Raw genomic sequence first — 14,827 nt, 5'->3', positions numbered from 1 at the left:
ACGGCTGGGATGACAATCACAGTTGCCGCCCGCAAACACACCCTTCCAAAGCAGAATCGATGATAGGCTCGAACTCCGTGGTGCAGCGATCAAATTCCCGTGTAAATTCCCGGTTCCCGGGCTCGTCCAAGACGACCAAACACATCTTCGTCACCGGTGGTGTGGCGTCCTCGCTCGGCAAAGGACTGACGGCTTCGAGCCTCGGTCACCTGCTGCGGGCACGCGGTTTGTCTGTAACAATGCAAAAGCTCGATCCCTATCTGAACGTGGATCCGGGCACGATGAACCCCTTCCAGCACGGCGAAGTCTTCGTGACCGACGACGGCGCCGAGACGGACCTCGACGTCGGTCATTACGAGCGCTTCCTCGATGAAAACCTCGAAGGCTCGGCCAACGTCACCACCGGCCAGGTGTACTCCACGGTCATCGCCAAGGAGCGCCGCGGCGAGTACCTCGGCGACACCGTCCAGGTCATCCCGCATATCACTGATGAAATCAAGCGCCGGATGCGCCTGCCCGCCGAGGGCAAGAACGCCCCCGACGTCATCATCACCGAGATCGGCGGCACCGTAGGAGACATCGAGTCGCAGCCGTTCCTCGAGTCCGCCCGCCAGGTCCGCCAGGACATCGGCCGCGGAAATGTCTTCTTCCTCCACGTTTCCCTCGTGCCGTACATCGGCCCGTCGCAGGAACTGAAAACCAAGCCCACGCAGCACTCCGTCGCGGCGCTGCGCTCCATCGGCATCCAGCCCGAGGCGATCGTGATCCGTTCGGACCGCGAAGTCCCGCAGCCGATGCGCGACAAGATCGGCCGCATGTGCGACGTCGACATCGACGCCGTCATCGGCTGCCCCGATGCCCCGAGCATCTACGACATCCCGAAAACCCTGCACTCGCAGGGCCTGGATTCCTATATCGTCCGCGCCCTCGACCTTCCCTTCAAGGACGTTGACTGGACCAGCTGGGACAAGCTCCTCGACGCGGTCCACAACCCCAAGCACGAAGTTGAGATCGCCCTGGTCGGCAAGTACATCGACCTGCCGGACGCCTACCTCTCCGTGACGGAAGCCCTGCGCGCCGGCGGGTTCGCGAACAACACCAAGGTCAAGATCCGCTGGGTCCCCTCGGACGAATGTGAAACGCACGAAGGCGCGGTCAACTCCCTGGACGGCGTGGACGCGATCTGCGTTCCCGGCGGCTTCGGCATCCGCGGCCTCGAAGGCAAACTGGGCGCCCTGAAATACGCCCGTGAAACCAAGCTCCCGGTTCTGGGCCTGTGCCTCGGCCTGCAGTGCATGGTGATCGAGTACGCCCGCAACGTGGTCGGCCTCGAAGGTGCTTCCTCGTCCGAGTTCGAGCCGGATTCCAAGTACCCCGTGATTGCCACCATGGAAGAGCAGCTAAACATCGTCGACGGCAAGGGCGACCTGGGCGGCACCATGCGCCTGGGCCTGTACGAGGCCAAGCTGGATGAAGGTTCCGTGGTCGCCGAGACGTACGGCACCACCAAGGTCAGCGAACGCCACCGCCACCGCTATGAGGTCAACAACAAGTACCGCGAGCAGATCGCCGCCAAGGGCCTGGTGTTCTCCGGAACGTCGCCCGACGGCAAGCTCGTGGAGTACGTGGAACTTCCCCGCGACGTCCACCCGTATTACGTGGCAACGCAGGCGCACCCGGAGCTCAGCTCACGGCCCACCCGGCCGCATGCGCTGTTCTCGGGGCTGGTCAAGGCCGCCCTGGATCACCAGAAGACCGACGACAGCCGGCAGGGTGCCGCCGAGGAAGCCCCTGCCAAGGATGCGGCCGCCCCTGCGAAGCCGTCATCAGCTGTAGCGTCCAAGTAACTCACGACTTAATCAAAGGACGGCGCGATGCCCGGTAGGTCTGAGACCCCCAATGCTGCACGGCAGGTTTCGGATCAACCGAGCCCGCGCCGTCTTTTGTCATCCCAGACGGTCTACGAAGGCCGGATCTGGGATGTTGTCAGCGACAGCTTCCAGCTCACCGACGACGGCGATGCCCTCGTCCGCGACTACATCGAACACCCGGGCGCGGTGGCGGTTTTGCCGATGAACGACGCCGGCGAAGTATTGCTGATCAAGCAGTACCGGCACCCGGTGGCCATGGACCTCTGGGAGATCCCGGCGGGACTGCTCGACGTCGAGGGCGAGGACTTCGTCGCAGGAGCCGCCCGCGAACTGGCCGAGGAAGCCGACCTCGTCGCGTCGCAGTGGAACGTGCTGGCGGACTTCTTCAACTCGCCCGGGTCCTCCAGCGAAGCCATCCGGATTTACCTGGCCCGCGGACTCAGCGATGTGCCCGGTCACGAACTGCACGCCCGCACCGACGAGGAAGCCGAAATCGAGCTGCATTGGACACCGCTCGACGCCGCCGTCGCCGCGGTGCTGGAGGGACGCCTGCACAACCCGTCGGCTGTCGTCGGCATCCTTGCCGCCGCGGCGGCCCGCGCCGACAACTTCGGGAGCCTCCGCCCGGCCGACGCGCCGTGGCCCGCCCATCCCAGCCAGCGCTGATGGTGGAACTGGTGGCGGCCGGGCCACCCGCCCCGCAGGAAGAGGGCGCCCTGCAAGAGCGTCCCGGCGCCCCGGCCCGGGCGCCGACAGCGATTGACCGCGCGATGACGGATTATCTTCAGCACATGGGCGTGGAACGCGGACTCGCGGCCAACACCCTCTCGGCGTACCGTCGGGATCTGGCCCGCTACGCCAAGCACCTTGCGCAGTCGGGCCGGCAGCTTCCCGCAGAGGTCACCCGGCACGACGTGACCTCCTTCGTCCAGGCGCTCTCCAACGGCTCCGACGGCGGTTCCGCCCTGGGCATCCGGTCTGCCGCCCGGACAGTGGTGGCCGTCCGCGGCCTGCACAAGTTCTGGGCGCTGGAAGGTGTCACTGCCACGGATCCCGCCAGCGATGTCCACCCGCCCATGCCCGGCAAACGCCTGCCCAAGGCCATCAGCGTCGACGAAGTGACGAGGATCCTCGAGGCGGCCGGCGCGGACACCGCGACGGGTCTGCGGGACCGGGCCTTGCTGGAGTTCCTGTACTCCACCGGTGCCCGCATCAGCGAAGCCGTGGGCCTCGATGTCGACGACATCTCCCTGCAGGGCGAACAGCAGGCCGACGAGACGGGCCCGGCAATCGTCCGTCTGTTCGGTAAGGGATCGAAGGAGCGGCTGGTCCCGCTGGGGTCCTTCGGGGCCAGGGCCCTCGACGCCTATTTGGTCCGTGGCAGGCCGTTGCTCGCGGCCAAGGGGAAGGGTACTCCCGCGCTGTTCCTGAATGCCAGGGGCGGCCGGATCAGCAGGCAAAGCGCCTGGACCATCCTCAAGACGGCCGCCGGGAAGGCCAACATCACCAAGGACGTCTCGCCCCACACCCTGCGGCACTCCTTCGCGACCCACCTGCTGGAAGGCGGGGCCGACGTCCGTGTGGTCCAGGAGCTGCTTGGCCATGCTTCAGTCACCACCACCCAGGTGTACACGCTGGTCACTGCCGACACCCTGCGCGAGATCTACGCCGCGGCGCATCCCCGGGCGCTCGGCTAGAAGCGTTCGGGGCACCGTCGACGTCGGACTTCACCGCCGGAACGCCGACGCGCTGTCCCAGGCGTCCAGCTGCTCCGCCGCGGGAATCCAGACCTCACCTGCGTCGATTTCCGAGTGTGCAGCGCTACTTCCACTCGAACAGGCGGCCTTCGGACTTGCCGTCGGCCACCTGGTACTCGAACAAGACCGCGATCCCGTTGAGGCTACTCAACTCGTCGGAGGTGGATTCGTAGAACAATGCACCCCGCCAGGCGAGTTGGCCCGGACCAGTGAATCTACCGACGCCGCTGCCGGTGAAGGTCGCAGTCTGCCCGCTTGCGGTGACGACAAAACCGTTTCCGGTGCCGGCGACCGTGCCGCTGGGACGAATCGTGCCGATGTAGGTGACCGTGACGTCAACTTGGACACCGCAGAGCGTGCCGACCTGATGATCGGTCACTTCGCTGCGCGGACCGAGACCAATGTCTTCCAGAACCCGCGTGCTGACGGCTTGTCCGTTGAATTCCCCGATTTGCTCTCCGAGCATCATGATCTCCTTGCCAATTGGATCGGTGCATTTACCGGAACGAATGCCACGTCGACTGACGTGACGCTCCAATCGTAGGGCGGAGACCGCTCGAGGTCGACGTCGATCCGGTGCCCGTTTCCGACAGTTCGGATGAGCCCGATCCACGCGAATAACGGCGGCAACGGCGCGGGGCCCCTGCAGCGCTAATCTTGGAGTCATGACCTCCGCCCCCGTCACCCTGTGCTTCCTGCTCCGCGATGCGCCCGGCGGAGGAACGGAGGTCCTGCTTGGCCTGAAAAAGACCGGCTTCGGCAAAGGCAGGATCGTCGGGCTCGGTGGCCACGTCGAACCGGGGGAGAGCGACGCCGAGGCAATTTGCCGGGAGGTTCTCGAGGAGGCCCGGATTACAGTGCGGCAGCAGGACCTGAGCGACGCCGGCGTGGTGGAATTTGTCTTCCCGGCCAAACCAGAGTGGAACATGCACACGCGTCTCTTCACCGCCCGTCTGTGGCACGGCCACCCCCAGGAATCTTCGGAGATTATTCCGGAGTGGTTCCCTACGGGGGCGCTGCCCGTGGACCGGATGTGGCAGGACGCGGATCACTGGCTGCCCCTAGTGCTGGAAGGCGGGACGGTGGATATTGTCGTCACACTGAACGCCGACAACGAAACTGTTGCTTCGTCTGTGAGTATCCTCCGGAGCCCATAAACGACGGCGGGCCGGTCGCCTCCCAGGCGAATTCTATGGGTCGTCGCAACATCGCTGGTGGCTAGGTGGTTAAGAGTAGATCACGCAGACGCTCGGCTGGGGTATTCCAGCCGAGCGTTTTGCGTGGGCGTCCGTTGAGTTCCTGGGCGACGTGTTCGAGGTCCTCTGGCCCGTAGACGGACAGGTCGGTGCCTTTGGGGAAGTATTGGCGGAGCAGCCCGTTGGTGTTCTCGTTGGAGCCGCGTTGCCAGGGGCTGGCGGGATCGCAGAAATAGACGGGCATGTCGGTGGCAAGGGTGAAGGATTTGTGGGTGGCCATTTCCGCGCCCTGGTCCCAGGTCAGGGATCCTCGCAGGTGCGCGGGCAGGGTGGCCATGGTCTTGACGAGGCCGTCGCGGACGGTTTCGGCGGTGTGGTCATGTGGCAGGTGGACGAGCATCACGTAGCGGGTGGTCCGTTCGACCAAGGTCGCAATCGCTGACTGGTTGTAGGCGCCAGTGATGAGGTCCCCTTCCCAATGGCCGGGCACGGCGCGGTCCTCGATCTCGGGTGGACGCTCAGAAATCATGACCATCGGGTCCAGGAACCTGGGGGTGCGTTGCTCGCCGGTGCGGTGCGGTTTGCGGCGGGTCCGGCCGGTGCGCAGCGCTGCCTGTATCTCGCGTTTGAGTCCGCCTCTCGCCTGGACGTAGAGGGCTTGATAAATCGTCTCTGGGCTCACACGCATCTCCGGGTTGTCGGGGAACTCTTCGACCAGCGTGTGGCTGATCTGCTCCGGAGACCAGCGTATGAGCAGCTTGTCCTTCACATAGTCACGCAGCTCCGACTCCGCAGCGAGCTTGGCCGTCTTGGGCCGCGCCCGCCGGGCAGCGGCCTTCCGATGCGCCCCGTGCGGCAGGTAGCCCATCCGTGCATCGGCATTTCGGCGAAACTCACGACTGATCGTAGAAGGGGAACGTTCAAGCGCCTGGGCGATCGCCCTGATTGAAGAGCCGGCAGCCTTCAGGTCCCGGATCATCTCCCGCTCCTGCACGGTCAGGAAGCGCGGATCGATAGGTTTCTCCAGCACGGCCACCGGGATCGGCGGGGCCAAGACCGTTCCGGTCGTGCCAGCGGGAGGGGTCATGGTGGTCACACCACGTTTGTAGTCGACCACCCGGCCATCCGGGTAAATGCGTCGGCCGCCGGACTTACGGATCCCTTGGTCCCACTCTTCCGCGGTCCGGAGATGTATCCCGACCGCTGCGGCAGCTTTGCGCCGACTCACGCCGGTCTTGCGCAGCCGGAAGTACTCATCCCGGCCTGGGTGAGGACCCGTCCCCGTTTTCCCATGGCTTTTCAGCCCGGCTTTACGGACCCAACCGGCGCAAGTTGCGGGATTCAGTCCCAGTTCCCGTGCGGCCTGCCTCGTGCTCCTGACGCGATCGAACACGACGAAGAACTCAGCCTTCTGCTCACGTGTGTATTTCCTCTGGCCAGCCTGCCGATTCCGCGAGGCCCCTTGAGAGGGTGCCGCTTTGCGGGCCCACTGGTAACACGTCATCTGATTGAATCCGAGCTCCCGCGCGGCCGCGCTCACACCCCCAAGCCGGTCCAGCGCCGAAACGAACTGCTCCTTCTGCTCCGGCGTGTACTTCCTCCGGCCGGCAGCTTCTTCCGTTAAAGACGACACGGTCGTTGCAACTCCCAAAAATTCTGGGTGTTGCAACGACCGCTAGAACTCGCCCCAGAGGTAACCGGCCCGCCGTCGTGCGCTGTTCCGTTGTTAAGTCGTAGTTACGGCACGTGCCGTTCCTCGACGCCGTTGTATTCGCTCAGCGGACGGATCAGCGAATTCGCGTCCAGCTGCTCCATGATGTGCGCGGTCCAGCCGGTGATGCGGCTGGCGACAAACAGGGGAGTGAAGGTCGCGGTGTCGAAGCCCATGAGGTGGTAGGTGGGACCGGTCGGATAATCGAGGTTCGGCTTGATCGCCTTGGCCTCGTCCATCGCCGTTTCCAACCCGTTGTACAGGCCCAGCAGCTCGGGGCGGCCGTAGTGCGCAATCATCTTGTCCAGGGCGGCCTTCATGGTGGGCACGCGGGAGTCGCCGTGCTTGTAGACGCGGTGGCCGAAGCCCATGACCTTCTTCTTCTGGGCCAGGGCGTTTTCCATCCAGGCCTTGGCCCGGGTGTGCGCCTCGTCCAGTGACTCCTCCGGCCGGATGCCGATCTCGTCGAAGGTGTGCATGACGGCCTCGTTGGCCCCACCGTGGAGCGAGCCCTTGAGCGCGCCGATGGCCCCGGTCACGGCCGAATGAAGATCCGAGAGCGTGGACGTGATCACCCGGGCCGTGAAAGTGGAGGCATTGAAGGAGTGCTCGGCGTACAAAATCATGGAGACATTGAACGCGTCGACTACTTCGGGGACGGACTCCTCGCCGAACGTCATCCAGAGGAAGTTGGCGTCGTAACCCAGATCCTCGCGGGGTTCCACCACGTCCTGGCCGTGACGGCGCCGCTGGTCGTAGGCGACCACGGCGGGCATTGCCGCGAACAGATCAATGGCCTTGGCCAGATTGGCCTCGCGGGAGGAGTCCTCAGCGAGGGGGTGCCGGGCACCCATCACGGAGGCCGCCGTCCGGCAGACATCCATCGGGTGGGAGGTGACCGGCAGAGCGTCGATCACCTGTTTGACGACAGGGTCAAGCGCACGTCCGGCGCGTTCCCTGGCCATGAATTCCGCCAGTTGCTCCGGGGTGGGCAGCTCGCCATTCCACAGCAGGTAGGCAACTTCCTCGAAGCTGCACCTGGCGGCCAGCTCCTGCACGGGGTAGCCCCGGTACAGCAGTGAATTCGTGTCCGGGTTTACCTTGGACACCGCGGTGTAGTCCACTACGACGCCGGCGAGGCCCTTTTTGATCTCTTGTTCAGCCATGCTGAAACTCCTTTGTTCCTGTCGCCTGTTGTGCCGGCCGGAGCCGGAAATCGGATGCGGGGATCACTGACCGGGGATCTGGAAATTGAAGACCCCGGTGTCAAAACGGTTGTAGGCCTCATAGTCCACGAGGTCATACAAACGCGCACGGGTCAGCATGTTTCCAACCTGTGACTCCTGTGTTCCGTCGTCCCTAATCGATTCCAGAGTACGCTCCGCAGCGCCCATGGCACTACGGAGCAGCGTCACCGGATAAATGATCATGTTGACCCCGACGCCGGCCAGCTGCTCCACCGTGAACAGTGCGCTCTGGCCGAATTCGGTCATGTTGGCCAGGATCGGCACGTCGACGGCGTCACGGATCGCCTGGAACTCGCTGAGGTCCTTCATCGCCTCGGGGAAGATGGCGTCCGCCCCGGCGTCGACGAGGGCCCGCGCCCGGTCCTGGGTGGCCTGCAGCCCGTCGGTGGCGCGGATGTCGGTCCGTGCCATGATCAGGAAGTTGGGGTCACGCCGCGCGTCGGCCGCCGCGCGGATGCGCTTGGTGGCGGTGTCGAGGTCCACGACGTTCTTGCCGTCAAGGTGGCCGCAGCGCTTTGGGTTGAACTGGTCCTCGATGTGGCAGCCGGCCAGGCCCGCGTTCTCCAGTTCCTGCACGCTGCGGGCCACATTCATCGGCTCCCCGAAGCCGGTGTCGGCATCGACGATGCAGGGCAGGTCCGTCATCCGGGCGATCTGCCCGGCCCGGGTGGCCACTTCGGTGAGGGTGGTGAGGCCGATGTCCGGCAGGCCGAGGTCGTTGGCCAGGACGGCGCCGGAAATGTAGACCCCGGCGAAGCCCTTCTCCTCGATCAGCCGTGCCGAGAGCGGGTTGAACGCGCCCGGGAACTGCTGGACGGTTCCGGAGGCCAGGAGCTCGCGGAAGCGGGTCCGCTTCTGCTCCGGCGTGACCTTCGAGTACAGCATCAGAAGAGCCCCTTCGGTGCGGCGGCGGGGTCGATCACGCCGTCGGCCGCCTGGATGTTGAGCTGGTCCAGTTCACCGGCGGCGAGTTCGGGCAGCCTGGCGGCGGCGGCGAGGAAGCGTTCGATTTCTTCGTCGGCCACGAGCCCGGCGGCGAGGGTGCGGAACTTGTTCACGTACTGTTCCCGGGCGAACGGCCGGGCACCCAGCGGGTGCGCATCGGCGACGGCGATCTCATCGGTGATGACCGTGCCGTCCTTGAGCGTGATCTCCACGGAACCGCCGAAGGCCTTCTCGGCGATGTCGAGGGAGTGGTAGCGCCGGGTCCATTCCGGGTCCTCGACGGTGGTGACCTTGTGCCAGAGTTCCACGGTGTCCGGACGCGCCGCGCGTTCGGGGGCGTAGGAATCGACGTGGTGCCACGCGCCGTCCTGCAGTGCGACGGTGAAGATGTACGGGATGGAGTGGTCCAGCGTTTCGCGGCTGGCCGTGGGGCTGTACTTCTGCGGATCGTTGGCGCCGGAGCCGATCACGTAATGGGTGTGGTGGCTGGTCTTGATCAGCACCGACTCCACGTTGGCGGGGTCCTTCAGCTCGGGATGCTCGCCGTGCAGCTTGCGGGCGAGGTCGATCCAGGCCTGCGCCTGGTATTCGGCAGAGTGTTCCTTGGTGTAGGTGTCCAGGATGGCGCGCTTGGCTTCGCCGGCTTCGGGCAGCGGCACGGTGTAGTTGGCGTCGGGGCCGTCCAGCATCCAGGCGATGACGCCGTCTTCGCCTTCGTAGATCGGCACCGGGGAGGTCTGGCCGCGCATGGCACGGTCCGCGGATTCGACGGCCATCTTGCCGGCAAATGCCGGTGCGTGGGCCTTCCAGGTGGAGATCTCGCCCTTGCGGGACTGCCGGGTGGCGGTGGTGGTGTGCAGGGCCTGGCCGATCGACTGGAAGATGGTCTCGACGTCGAGCCCCAACAGGGTCCCGATGCCGGCGGCAGCGGAGGGGCCGAGGTGTGCGACGTGGTCGATTTTGTGTTCGTGCAGGCAGATGGCCTTGACCAGGTTGACCTGGATCTCGTACCCGGTGGCGATGCCGCGGATCAGGTCCTGGCCGCTGGAACCGACGTGCTGGGCCACGGCGAGGACCGGCGGGATGTTGTCACCCGGGTGCGAGTAGTCCGCGGCGAGGAAGGTGTCGTGGTAGTCGAGTTCACGGACCGCGACGCCGTTGGCCCAGGCCGCCCATTCGGGGGCCACCCGCTCTTCGATGCCGAAGACCTTCGAGCCTTTGCCGCCGGTGGTCGGGCCGTGGGTCAGCGCCTGCGCGCGGGCGGCGACGATCGGTGCACGGTTCAGCGAGGCGATGGCCACCGAGGCGTTGTCGATGACGCGGTTGATCACCATGTCGGTGACCTCGTCGGTGACGGCGACGGGATCCGCGGCCACCTTGGCGATCTTGTAGGCGAGCTGGTCCTCGCGGGCCAAGTTTTCCTCGCTCTTGTAAACGCGGACGTGGTGTTCCTTAACCATGGTGCTCCTTTTTTAGTGAAGTATGTGCGTGGCTTTGACGTGGGAAAGACTGCGGTGCAGATGGAGCGTCGTGGCGGCTTCGGCCAGCCGGGGGTTGCCGGCTGCGATCGCCTCGGCAATGGCTGCGTGTTCGGCGGCAGCTGCGGTGAGCCGGGCCGCGTCGTCGGCCGCGAGCCGGCGGACCCGGACCAGGTGCACGCGCAGGCTGCGCATCGCCTGGGCCAGGTAGGAGTTGGAGATCGCGGCGTCGATGGCCGAGTCCAGCCTTCCGACGAGCCCGTAGTAGTCGTGCCGGGCCGGATCCCCGCCGTTGATCAAGGCGGGGGCCTGGAGCAGTTCGTTCCGCAGCTGCTCAAAGGTCGCGCGGTCGCCGCGTTCGGCGGCCAGGGCGGCGGCCTTCCCTTCCAGGGTTTCGCGCAGCTCGAACAGCTCATCGATGTCCTCGAGCGAAATGTCGGTGACGACGACGCCGCGGACGCCCGCCGTCGTCGTCAGGCCCTCTGCGGTGAGCCGGCTCAGGGCCTCCCGCAGCGGGGTGCGTGAGATGCCGAGCCGTTCGGACTGCTCTACTTCCGCAAGCACCGTTCCGGGTAGGAGACGCCATTCAATGATGTCGTCGCGTAGGGCCGCGTAGGCCTTGTCGCTGGCGCGCATCCTGCCTCCTTCGGTGCTGGGCCCTCAGTGATGGACCAGAAACAGTGTATACACGCGCGGGCCATTTGGCCAGTAATTCTCCAATATCGGGCCGCAAAGCACCAGCTGTGTATACACAGGCCCTTGTGCTGTCCGCCGGGGCCGGGCTACCATGAGCTCCATCACAACGTCGTGGACGGGATTCATTTCATGGTCACCAAGAGCTACCGGGACAGTTACGAACGCAGCCTTGAACAGCCCGCAGAATTCTGGCTGGAAGCCGCGCGCAGGATCTCGTGGTCGACGCCGCCGCGGCAGGCGCTCGATTCCAGCCGGGCACCGCTCTACGGCTGGTTTCCGGACGGGGTCCTGAACACTTCCTACAATGCCCTGGACCGCCACGTGGCGGAAGGCCGCGGCGCACAGGACGCCCTGATCTACGACTCCGCCATGCTGGGAACCCAGCAGCGCTTCAGCTATGTCGAACTCACGGAGCTGGTGGCCCGCTTCGCCGGGGTCCTGCGCAGCCACGGCGTGGGCAAGGGCGACCGCGTCGTGATCTACATGCCCATGATCCCCGAAGCGGCCATCGCGATGCTCGCCACCGCCCGGCTCGGCGCCGTGCACTCCGTGGTCTTCGGCGGCTTCGCGCCCAAGGAACTCGCCGCCCGCATCCGGGACGCAGCCCCCGCCGCAGTGGTGACGGCGTCCGGTGGCCTCGAGCCATCACGCCGGGTCGAATACCTGCCCGCCGTCGCAGACGCCCTGGAACTGGCGGGCACGCCGGACACCCCGGTGCTGGTCAAGGCCAGGGAAGGCTTCGACTCCACTGTGGCCGACCACGCCGGCTGGCTGGACTGGGACACCGAGATGGCCGCCGCCGAGCCGGCCGCACCGGTCGACGTCAAGGCAACCGATCCGCTCTACATCCTCTACACCTCGGGAACCACGGGCGCCCCCAAAGGCGTCGTGCGGGACAACGGCGGCCATGCAGTGGCGCTCAGCTGGACCCTGGAAAACATTTACGACGTCGGCCCGGGGGACGTCATGTGGACCGCCTCCGATGTCGGCTGGGTGGTGGGGCATTCCTACATCGTCTACGGGCCGCTGCTGGCCGGCGCCACCACCGTCCTGTACGAGGGAAAGCCGGTGGGGACGCCCGACGCCGGCGCGTTCTGGCGGGTGATCCAGGACCACAATGTCAACGTGCTGTTCACCGCGCCCACCGCGCTGCGCGCCATCCGGAAGGCCGACCCCGAGGCAAAGCTGCTCGAACAGTACGACATTTCCGGCCTGCGCACCCTGTTTGCGGCCGGTGAGCGGCTGGACACGGACACCTTCCACTGGGCCTCCCGGGTCCTGGGCGTCCCGGTGGTGGACCACTGGTGGCAGACCGAGACCGGCTGGGCCATCTGCGCCAACCCCCGCGGCCTCGATGAGCTGCCGATCAAGGCAGGCTCGCCCAGTGTCCCGATGCCCGGCTTCAGGCTCGACGTCGTCGATGGCACCGGCGAGGACGTCGAGGCCGGCACGGAAGGCAACATCGTCCTGGGACTGCCGCTGCCGCCGGGCACGCTCACCACGCTCTGGCGCAACGACGAACGCTACATTTCGTCCTACCTTCAGGCGTTCGAGGGCTACTACGCCACCGGCGACTCCGGCTACCGGGACGAGGACGGCTACGTCTTCGTCATGGGCCGGACCGACGACATCATCAACGTGGCCGGACACAGGCTCTCCACGGGTGCGATGGAACAGGTGATCGGGCAGCATCCGGCGGTGGCCGAATGCGCCGTGATCGGTCTCGCCGACCCGCTCAAGGGCCAGCGGCCCAGCGGTTATGTGGTGCTCAAGTCCGGGGTGGACGTGCCCGAGGAGACTCTGGTCAAGGACCTCATTGCCCTGGTGCGGCGCGACATCGGGGCGGTGGCGGACTTCAAGCACGTCACCGTGGTGGAGGCCCTGCCCAAGACGCGTTCGGGAAAGATCCTGCGCAAGACCATGCGTCAGATCGCCGACGGCGACGACTACGTGGTGCCGTCCACAATCGAGGACGCCGGCGTGATCGACCAGCTCATCGGGACCCTGCGCCCCGCCGCAGGTGGGGAGTAGCGGCCCGGGAGTAACAGGCGGGGGAGCAGCGGCCGGCACTTGGGTCGTCCTTGTGTTGCAGAGTTACCGTGAACCTGGGGTTTGCTGTGCCAACTTCATCCATGCCTCAATGCCGGTGGCATCCAGCGGAAGGGCGTCGGAGATGACGTCAGAGCCCGAGGAAGTGACCACAATATCGTCCTCCAGCCGGACACCGATTCCGCGCAGCTCCGGCGGCACGGTGAGGTCGTGTTCGTGGAAGTACAGCCCCGGCTCCACCGTCAGCACCATGCCCGGCACCATCGGGGCACCCTGGTAGCTCTCGTAGCTGGACTGCGCACAGTCGTGGCAATCCAAGCCCAGGTGGTGGCCCACCCCGCACACCAGGTAGCGGCGGTGGTGCTGGCCTTTCGGAGACAGCGCCTCGTCCACGGAGACCGGCAGCAGGCCCCAGTCGTGCAGGCCGTTGGCAATGACCTCCATGCAGGCCTGGTGGAAGTCGGCGAAGTACTTGCCCGGCCCCACCTGGGCAAGCCCGGCCCGGTGCGACTTTTCCACGAGGTCGTGGACCTGCCGCTGGATAGGGCTGAAGGTACCCGAGCCCGGGAACGTGCGCGTGACGTCGGCGGTGTAGAAACTGTTGGTTTCCACACCCATGTCCAGCAGCAGGACCTGGTCCTCCAGGACGGGGCCGTCACACCGCACCCAGTGCAGCGTGGGGGCATGCTTTCCACTGCCCACAATGGTGGCGTAGCCGACTCCGTTGCCGTAGGCACGGGCGTGCCGGTCAAAGGTGCCCTGCAGCCAGCGTTCGCCGCGGCCGGAAATGGCCGTGGGCACCTCGGCCAGCACGGCCGCAAAACCTTCAACCGTGTGGTCCACGGCCTCGCGCAACTGGGCGATCTCCCATGGATCCTTCACCATGCGCAAGGTAGAGAGCTCCCTGCCCAGCATGGCACCGGCGTCGATGCCGTGGCGGGCGGCAAGCCCGGCAGGCAGGCTGCCGGCACCCAAGGTGGCGGACCCGGGCCGCATGGCCGCGGTGATGCCGGCGTCCAGCTCGGCCAGCGGCTTCACGGGCAGCGCCAAGGCTTCGGCCCAGTCGGAAAAATCGGGTGCCGAGCCAACCCACATCTCCCCCTGGGCGGCATTTGTGAAGAACTCGGGGTTGTCGGCATAAAAAGGTGCCGGGATGTAGAGCACGGAGTCGTGCCCGGCGGCCGACGGCGCCATGACCAGGACCGCGCCGTCAAGCGGGGCACCGGTCAGCCAGTAAAAATCGGAGTCCGGGCGGAAGCTGTAGTAGGTGTCATTGCTGCGCACGGGGGCCGTTCCGGCGCCGATGACCAGGGTCTGGCCGCGGAACGCCTCGGATGCCCGGGCCCGGTGCTCCCCGGCCGCTGCTGCAGCACCGGCCACGACGGGCGGCGTCCGGTCCGGGGTGCCCCATCCCTGGCTCATGTAATCGGCGAACGCCGGGATGTTTGCCAGCCGGGGCAGGCGGGGGTCCGTCCCAAGGGGTGCCGGCATGGAACGGATGGCGGTGGCGTCTGTTGAAGTCATACGAGTTTGTTTTCCCATCTCCACCTCAATGCGCGGGGCACAGGAGCACCTCCCCACATTTGTGGCGTACTTTTTGTTGTAGCGAATTGTTCGTTTTGCACTGGTTGAAGCCGGTGCTCAATATCTCCCAGGTGGCTGCACAGGATGGCTGTTTCCTGCATAGGCACCGAATCCCGGAACGTGCGTCCCGCCGGCGAGTATCCACCAGAAGGGATCATCGCCATCGAGGCGTCGCCTCAGGATCTCTTGTCCCGGGCTCGCCCGCCGGCGTCGCCAGCGGACAAGGTGCGAGGCGGCCGCCTGCAGCCAGTTTGAAGCAACCATCAGTTCAGTTCCTTTCGCGTTGCGAGTGC

Annotated in this window: 11 protein-coding genes and 2 pseudogenes; 5 read left to right on the top strand and 8 right to left on the bottom strand. The window is 65.9% G+C overall.

Going from position 1 to position 14,827, the window contains the following annotated elements; all coding sequences use genetic code 11:
• Positions 1-59 precede the first annotated feature (59 nt).
• The 3 genes from ACVWZ8_RS00220 to xerD all read left to right on the top strand — a co-directional run bounded on the left by ACVWZ8_RS00220 (position 60) and on the right by xerD (position 3,568).
• A complete protein-coding gene (locus ACVWZ8_RS00220) occupies positions 60-1,847 on the top strand; it encodes a CTP synthase (protein ID WP_456503431.1) in 1,788 nt (595 codons plus the stop codon).
• A gap of 27 nt (positions 1,848-1,874) precedes the next feature.
• Positions 1,875-2,537 carry an NUDIX domain-containing protein gene (locus tag ACVWZ8_RS00215; RefSeq protein WP_456503430.1) on the top strand — a complete coding sequence of 221 codons (663 nt, stop codon included), beginning with the start codon at positions 1,875-1,877 and terminating at the stop codon, positions 2,535-2,537.
• Positions 2,538-2,641: 104 nt separating this feature from the next.
• Positions 2,642-3,568 carry a site-specific tyrosine recombinase XerD gene (xerD, locus tag ACVWZ8_RS00210; RefSeq protein WP_426979861.1) on the top strand — a complete coding sequence of 309 codons (927 nt, stop codon included), beginning with the start codon at positions 2,642-2,644 and terminating at the stop codon, positions 3,566-3,568.
• A 124-nt stretch (positions 3,569-3,692) separates the two neighbouring features.
• On the opposite strand, the gene ACVWZ8_RS00205 is transcribed toward xerD, so the two are convergent.
• The gene (locus tag ACVWZ8_RS00205) at positions 3,693-4,097 is read right to left on the bottom strand and encodes a hypothetical protein (RefSeq protein ID WP_456503429.1); all 405 of its coding nucleotides are present in this window, start codon (positions 4,095-4,097) and stop codon (positions 3,693-3,695) included.
• Positions 4,098-4,293: 196 nt separating this feature from the next.
• On the opposite strand from ACVWZ8_RS00205, the gene ACVWZ8_RS00200 reads away from it, so the two are divergent.
• The gene (locus tag ACVWZ8_RS00200; RefSeq protein WP_456503428.1) at positions 4,294-4,785 is read left to right on the top strand and encodes an 8-oxo-dGTP diphosphatase; all 492 of its coding nucleotides are present in this window, start codon (positions 4,294-4,296) and stop codon (positions 4,783-4,785) included.
• A gap of 61 nt (positions 4,786-4,846) precedes the next feature.
• On the opposite strand, the gene ACVWZ8_RS00195 is transcribed toward ACVWZ8_RS00200, so the two are convergent.
• From ACVWZ8_RS00195 to ACVWZ8_RS00170, 6 genes and pseudogenes are all read right to left on the bottom strand, one after another.
• A complete protein-coding gene (locus ACVWZ8_RS00195; RefSeq protein WP_456505881.1) occupies positions 4,847-6,052 on the bottom strand; it encodes an IS30 family transposase in 1,206 nt (401 codons plus the stop codon).
• A 237-nt stretch (positions 6,053-6,289) separates the two neighbouring features.
• A pseudogene (locus ACVWZ8_RS00190) lies at positions 6,290-6,457 on the bottom strand (transposase); the annotation flags it as partial.
• Positions 6,458-6,561: 104 nt separating this feature from the next.
• Positions 6,562-7,701 carry a bifunctional 2-methylcitrate synthase/citrate synthase gene (locus tag ACVWZ8_RS00185; RefSeq protein WP_426976907.1) on the bottom strand — a complete coding sequence of 380 codons (1,140 nt, stop codon included), beginning with the start codon at positions 7,699-7,701 and terminating at the stop codon, positions 6,562-6,564.
• Positions 7,702-7,764: 63 nt separating this feature from the next.
• On the bottom strand, positions 7,765-8,667 hold the full coding sequence (prpB, locus tag ACVWZ8_RS00180; RefSeq protein WP_426976908.1) for a methylisocitrate lyase: 903 nt from the start codon (positions 8,665-8,667) through the stop codon (positions 7,765-7,767).
• A complete protein-coding gene (locus ACVWZ8_RS00175; RefSeq protein ID WP_456503427.1) occupies positions 8,667-10,187 on the bottom strand; it encodes an MmgE/PrpD family protein in 1,521 nt (506 codons plus the stop codon). Before ACVWZ8_RS00175 ends, prpB begins: the two co-directional genes overlap by 1 nt.
• Positions 10,180-10,841, bottom strand: a pseudogene (locus ACVWZ8_RS00170) (GntR family transcriptional regulator). The gene ACVWZ8_RS00175 and the pseudogene ACVWZ8_RS00170 overlap by 8 nt, the downstream one beginning before the upstream one ends.
• Positions 10,842-11,030: 189 nt before the next feature.
• Here ACVWZ8_RS00170 and ACVWZ8_RS00165 point away from each other — a divergent pair.
• Positions 11,031-12,932, top strand: coding sequence for an AMP-binding protein (locus ACVWZ8_RS00165; RefSeq protein ID WP_456505880.1), 1,902 nt, complete (start codon positions 11,031-11,033; stop codon positions 12,930-12,932).
• A 63-nt stretch (positions 12,933-12,995) separates the two neighbouring features.
• On the opposite strand, the gene ACVWZ8_RS00160 is transcribed toward ACVWZ8_RS00165, so the two are convergent.
• Entirely contained in the window at positions 12,996-14,474 is a 1,479-nt protein-coding gene (locus tag ACVWZ8_RS00160) for an aminopeptidase P family protein (protein ID WP_456503426.1), read from the bottom strand.
• Between the last annotated feature and the right edge of the window lie 353 nt (positions 14,475-14,827).

The sequence above is a fragment of the Arthrobacter sp. UYCu723 genome (assembly GCF_054059215.1).
Note: the sequence above shows the minus strand (reverse complement) of the source record. Positions and strands in the feature narration are given on the sequence as shown.

What these genes read in the sequence shown, in the direction of transcription:
- ACVWZ8_RS00220 (WP_456503431.1), top strand. Translation starts at nt 60, where the DNA reads ATGATAGGCTCGAACTCCGTGGTGCAGCGATCAAATTCCCGTGTAAAT.
- ACVWZ8_RS00200 (WP_456503428.1), top strand. Translation starts at nt 4,294, where the DNA reads ATGACCTCCGCCCCCGTCACCCTGTGCTTCCTGCTCCGCGATGCGCCC.
- ACVWZ8_RS00160 (WP_456503426.1), bottom strand. Translation starts at nt 14,474, where the DNA reads ATGACTTCAACAGACGCCACCGCCATCCGTTCCATGCCGGCACCCCTT.
- ACVWZ8_RS00165 (WP_456505880.1), top strand. Translation starts at nt 11,031, where the DNA reads ATGGTCACCAAGAGCTACCGGGACAGTTACGAACGCAGCCTTGAACAG.
- ACVWZ8_RS00215 (WP_456503430.1), top strand. Translation starts at nt 1,875, where the DNA reads ATGCCCGGTAGGTCTGAGACCCCCAATGCTGCACGGCAGGTTTCGGAT.
- ACVWZ8_RS00185 (WP_426976907.1), bottom strand. Translation starts at nt 7,701, where the DNA reads ATGGCTGAACAAGAGATCAAAAAGGGCCTCGCCGGCGTCGTAGTGGAC.
- prpB (WP_426976908.1), bottom strand. Translation starts at nt 8,667, where the DNA reads ATGCTGTACTCGAAGGTCACGCCGGAGCAGAAGCGGACCCGCTTCCGC.
- ACVWZ8_RS00205 (WP_456503429.1), bottom strand. Translation starts at nt 4,097, where the DNA reads ATGATGCTCGGAGAGCAAATCGGGGAATTCAACGGACAAGCCGTCAGC.
- ACVWZ8_RS00175 (WP_456503427.1), bottom strand. Translation starts at nt 10,187, where the DNA reads ATGGTTAAGGAACACCACGTCCGCGTTTACAAGAGCGAGGAAAACTTG.
- xerD (WP_426979861.1), top strand. Translation starts at nt 2,642, where the DNA reads ATGACGGATTATCTTCAGCACATGGGCGTGGAACGCGGACTCGCGGCC.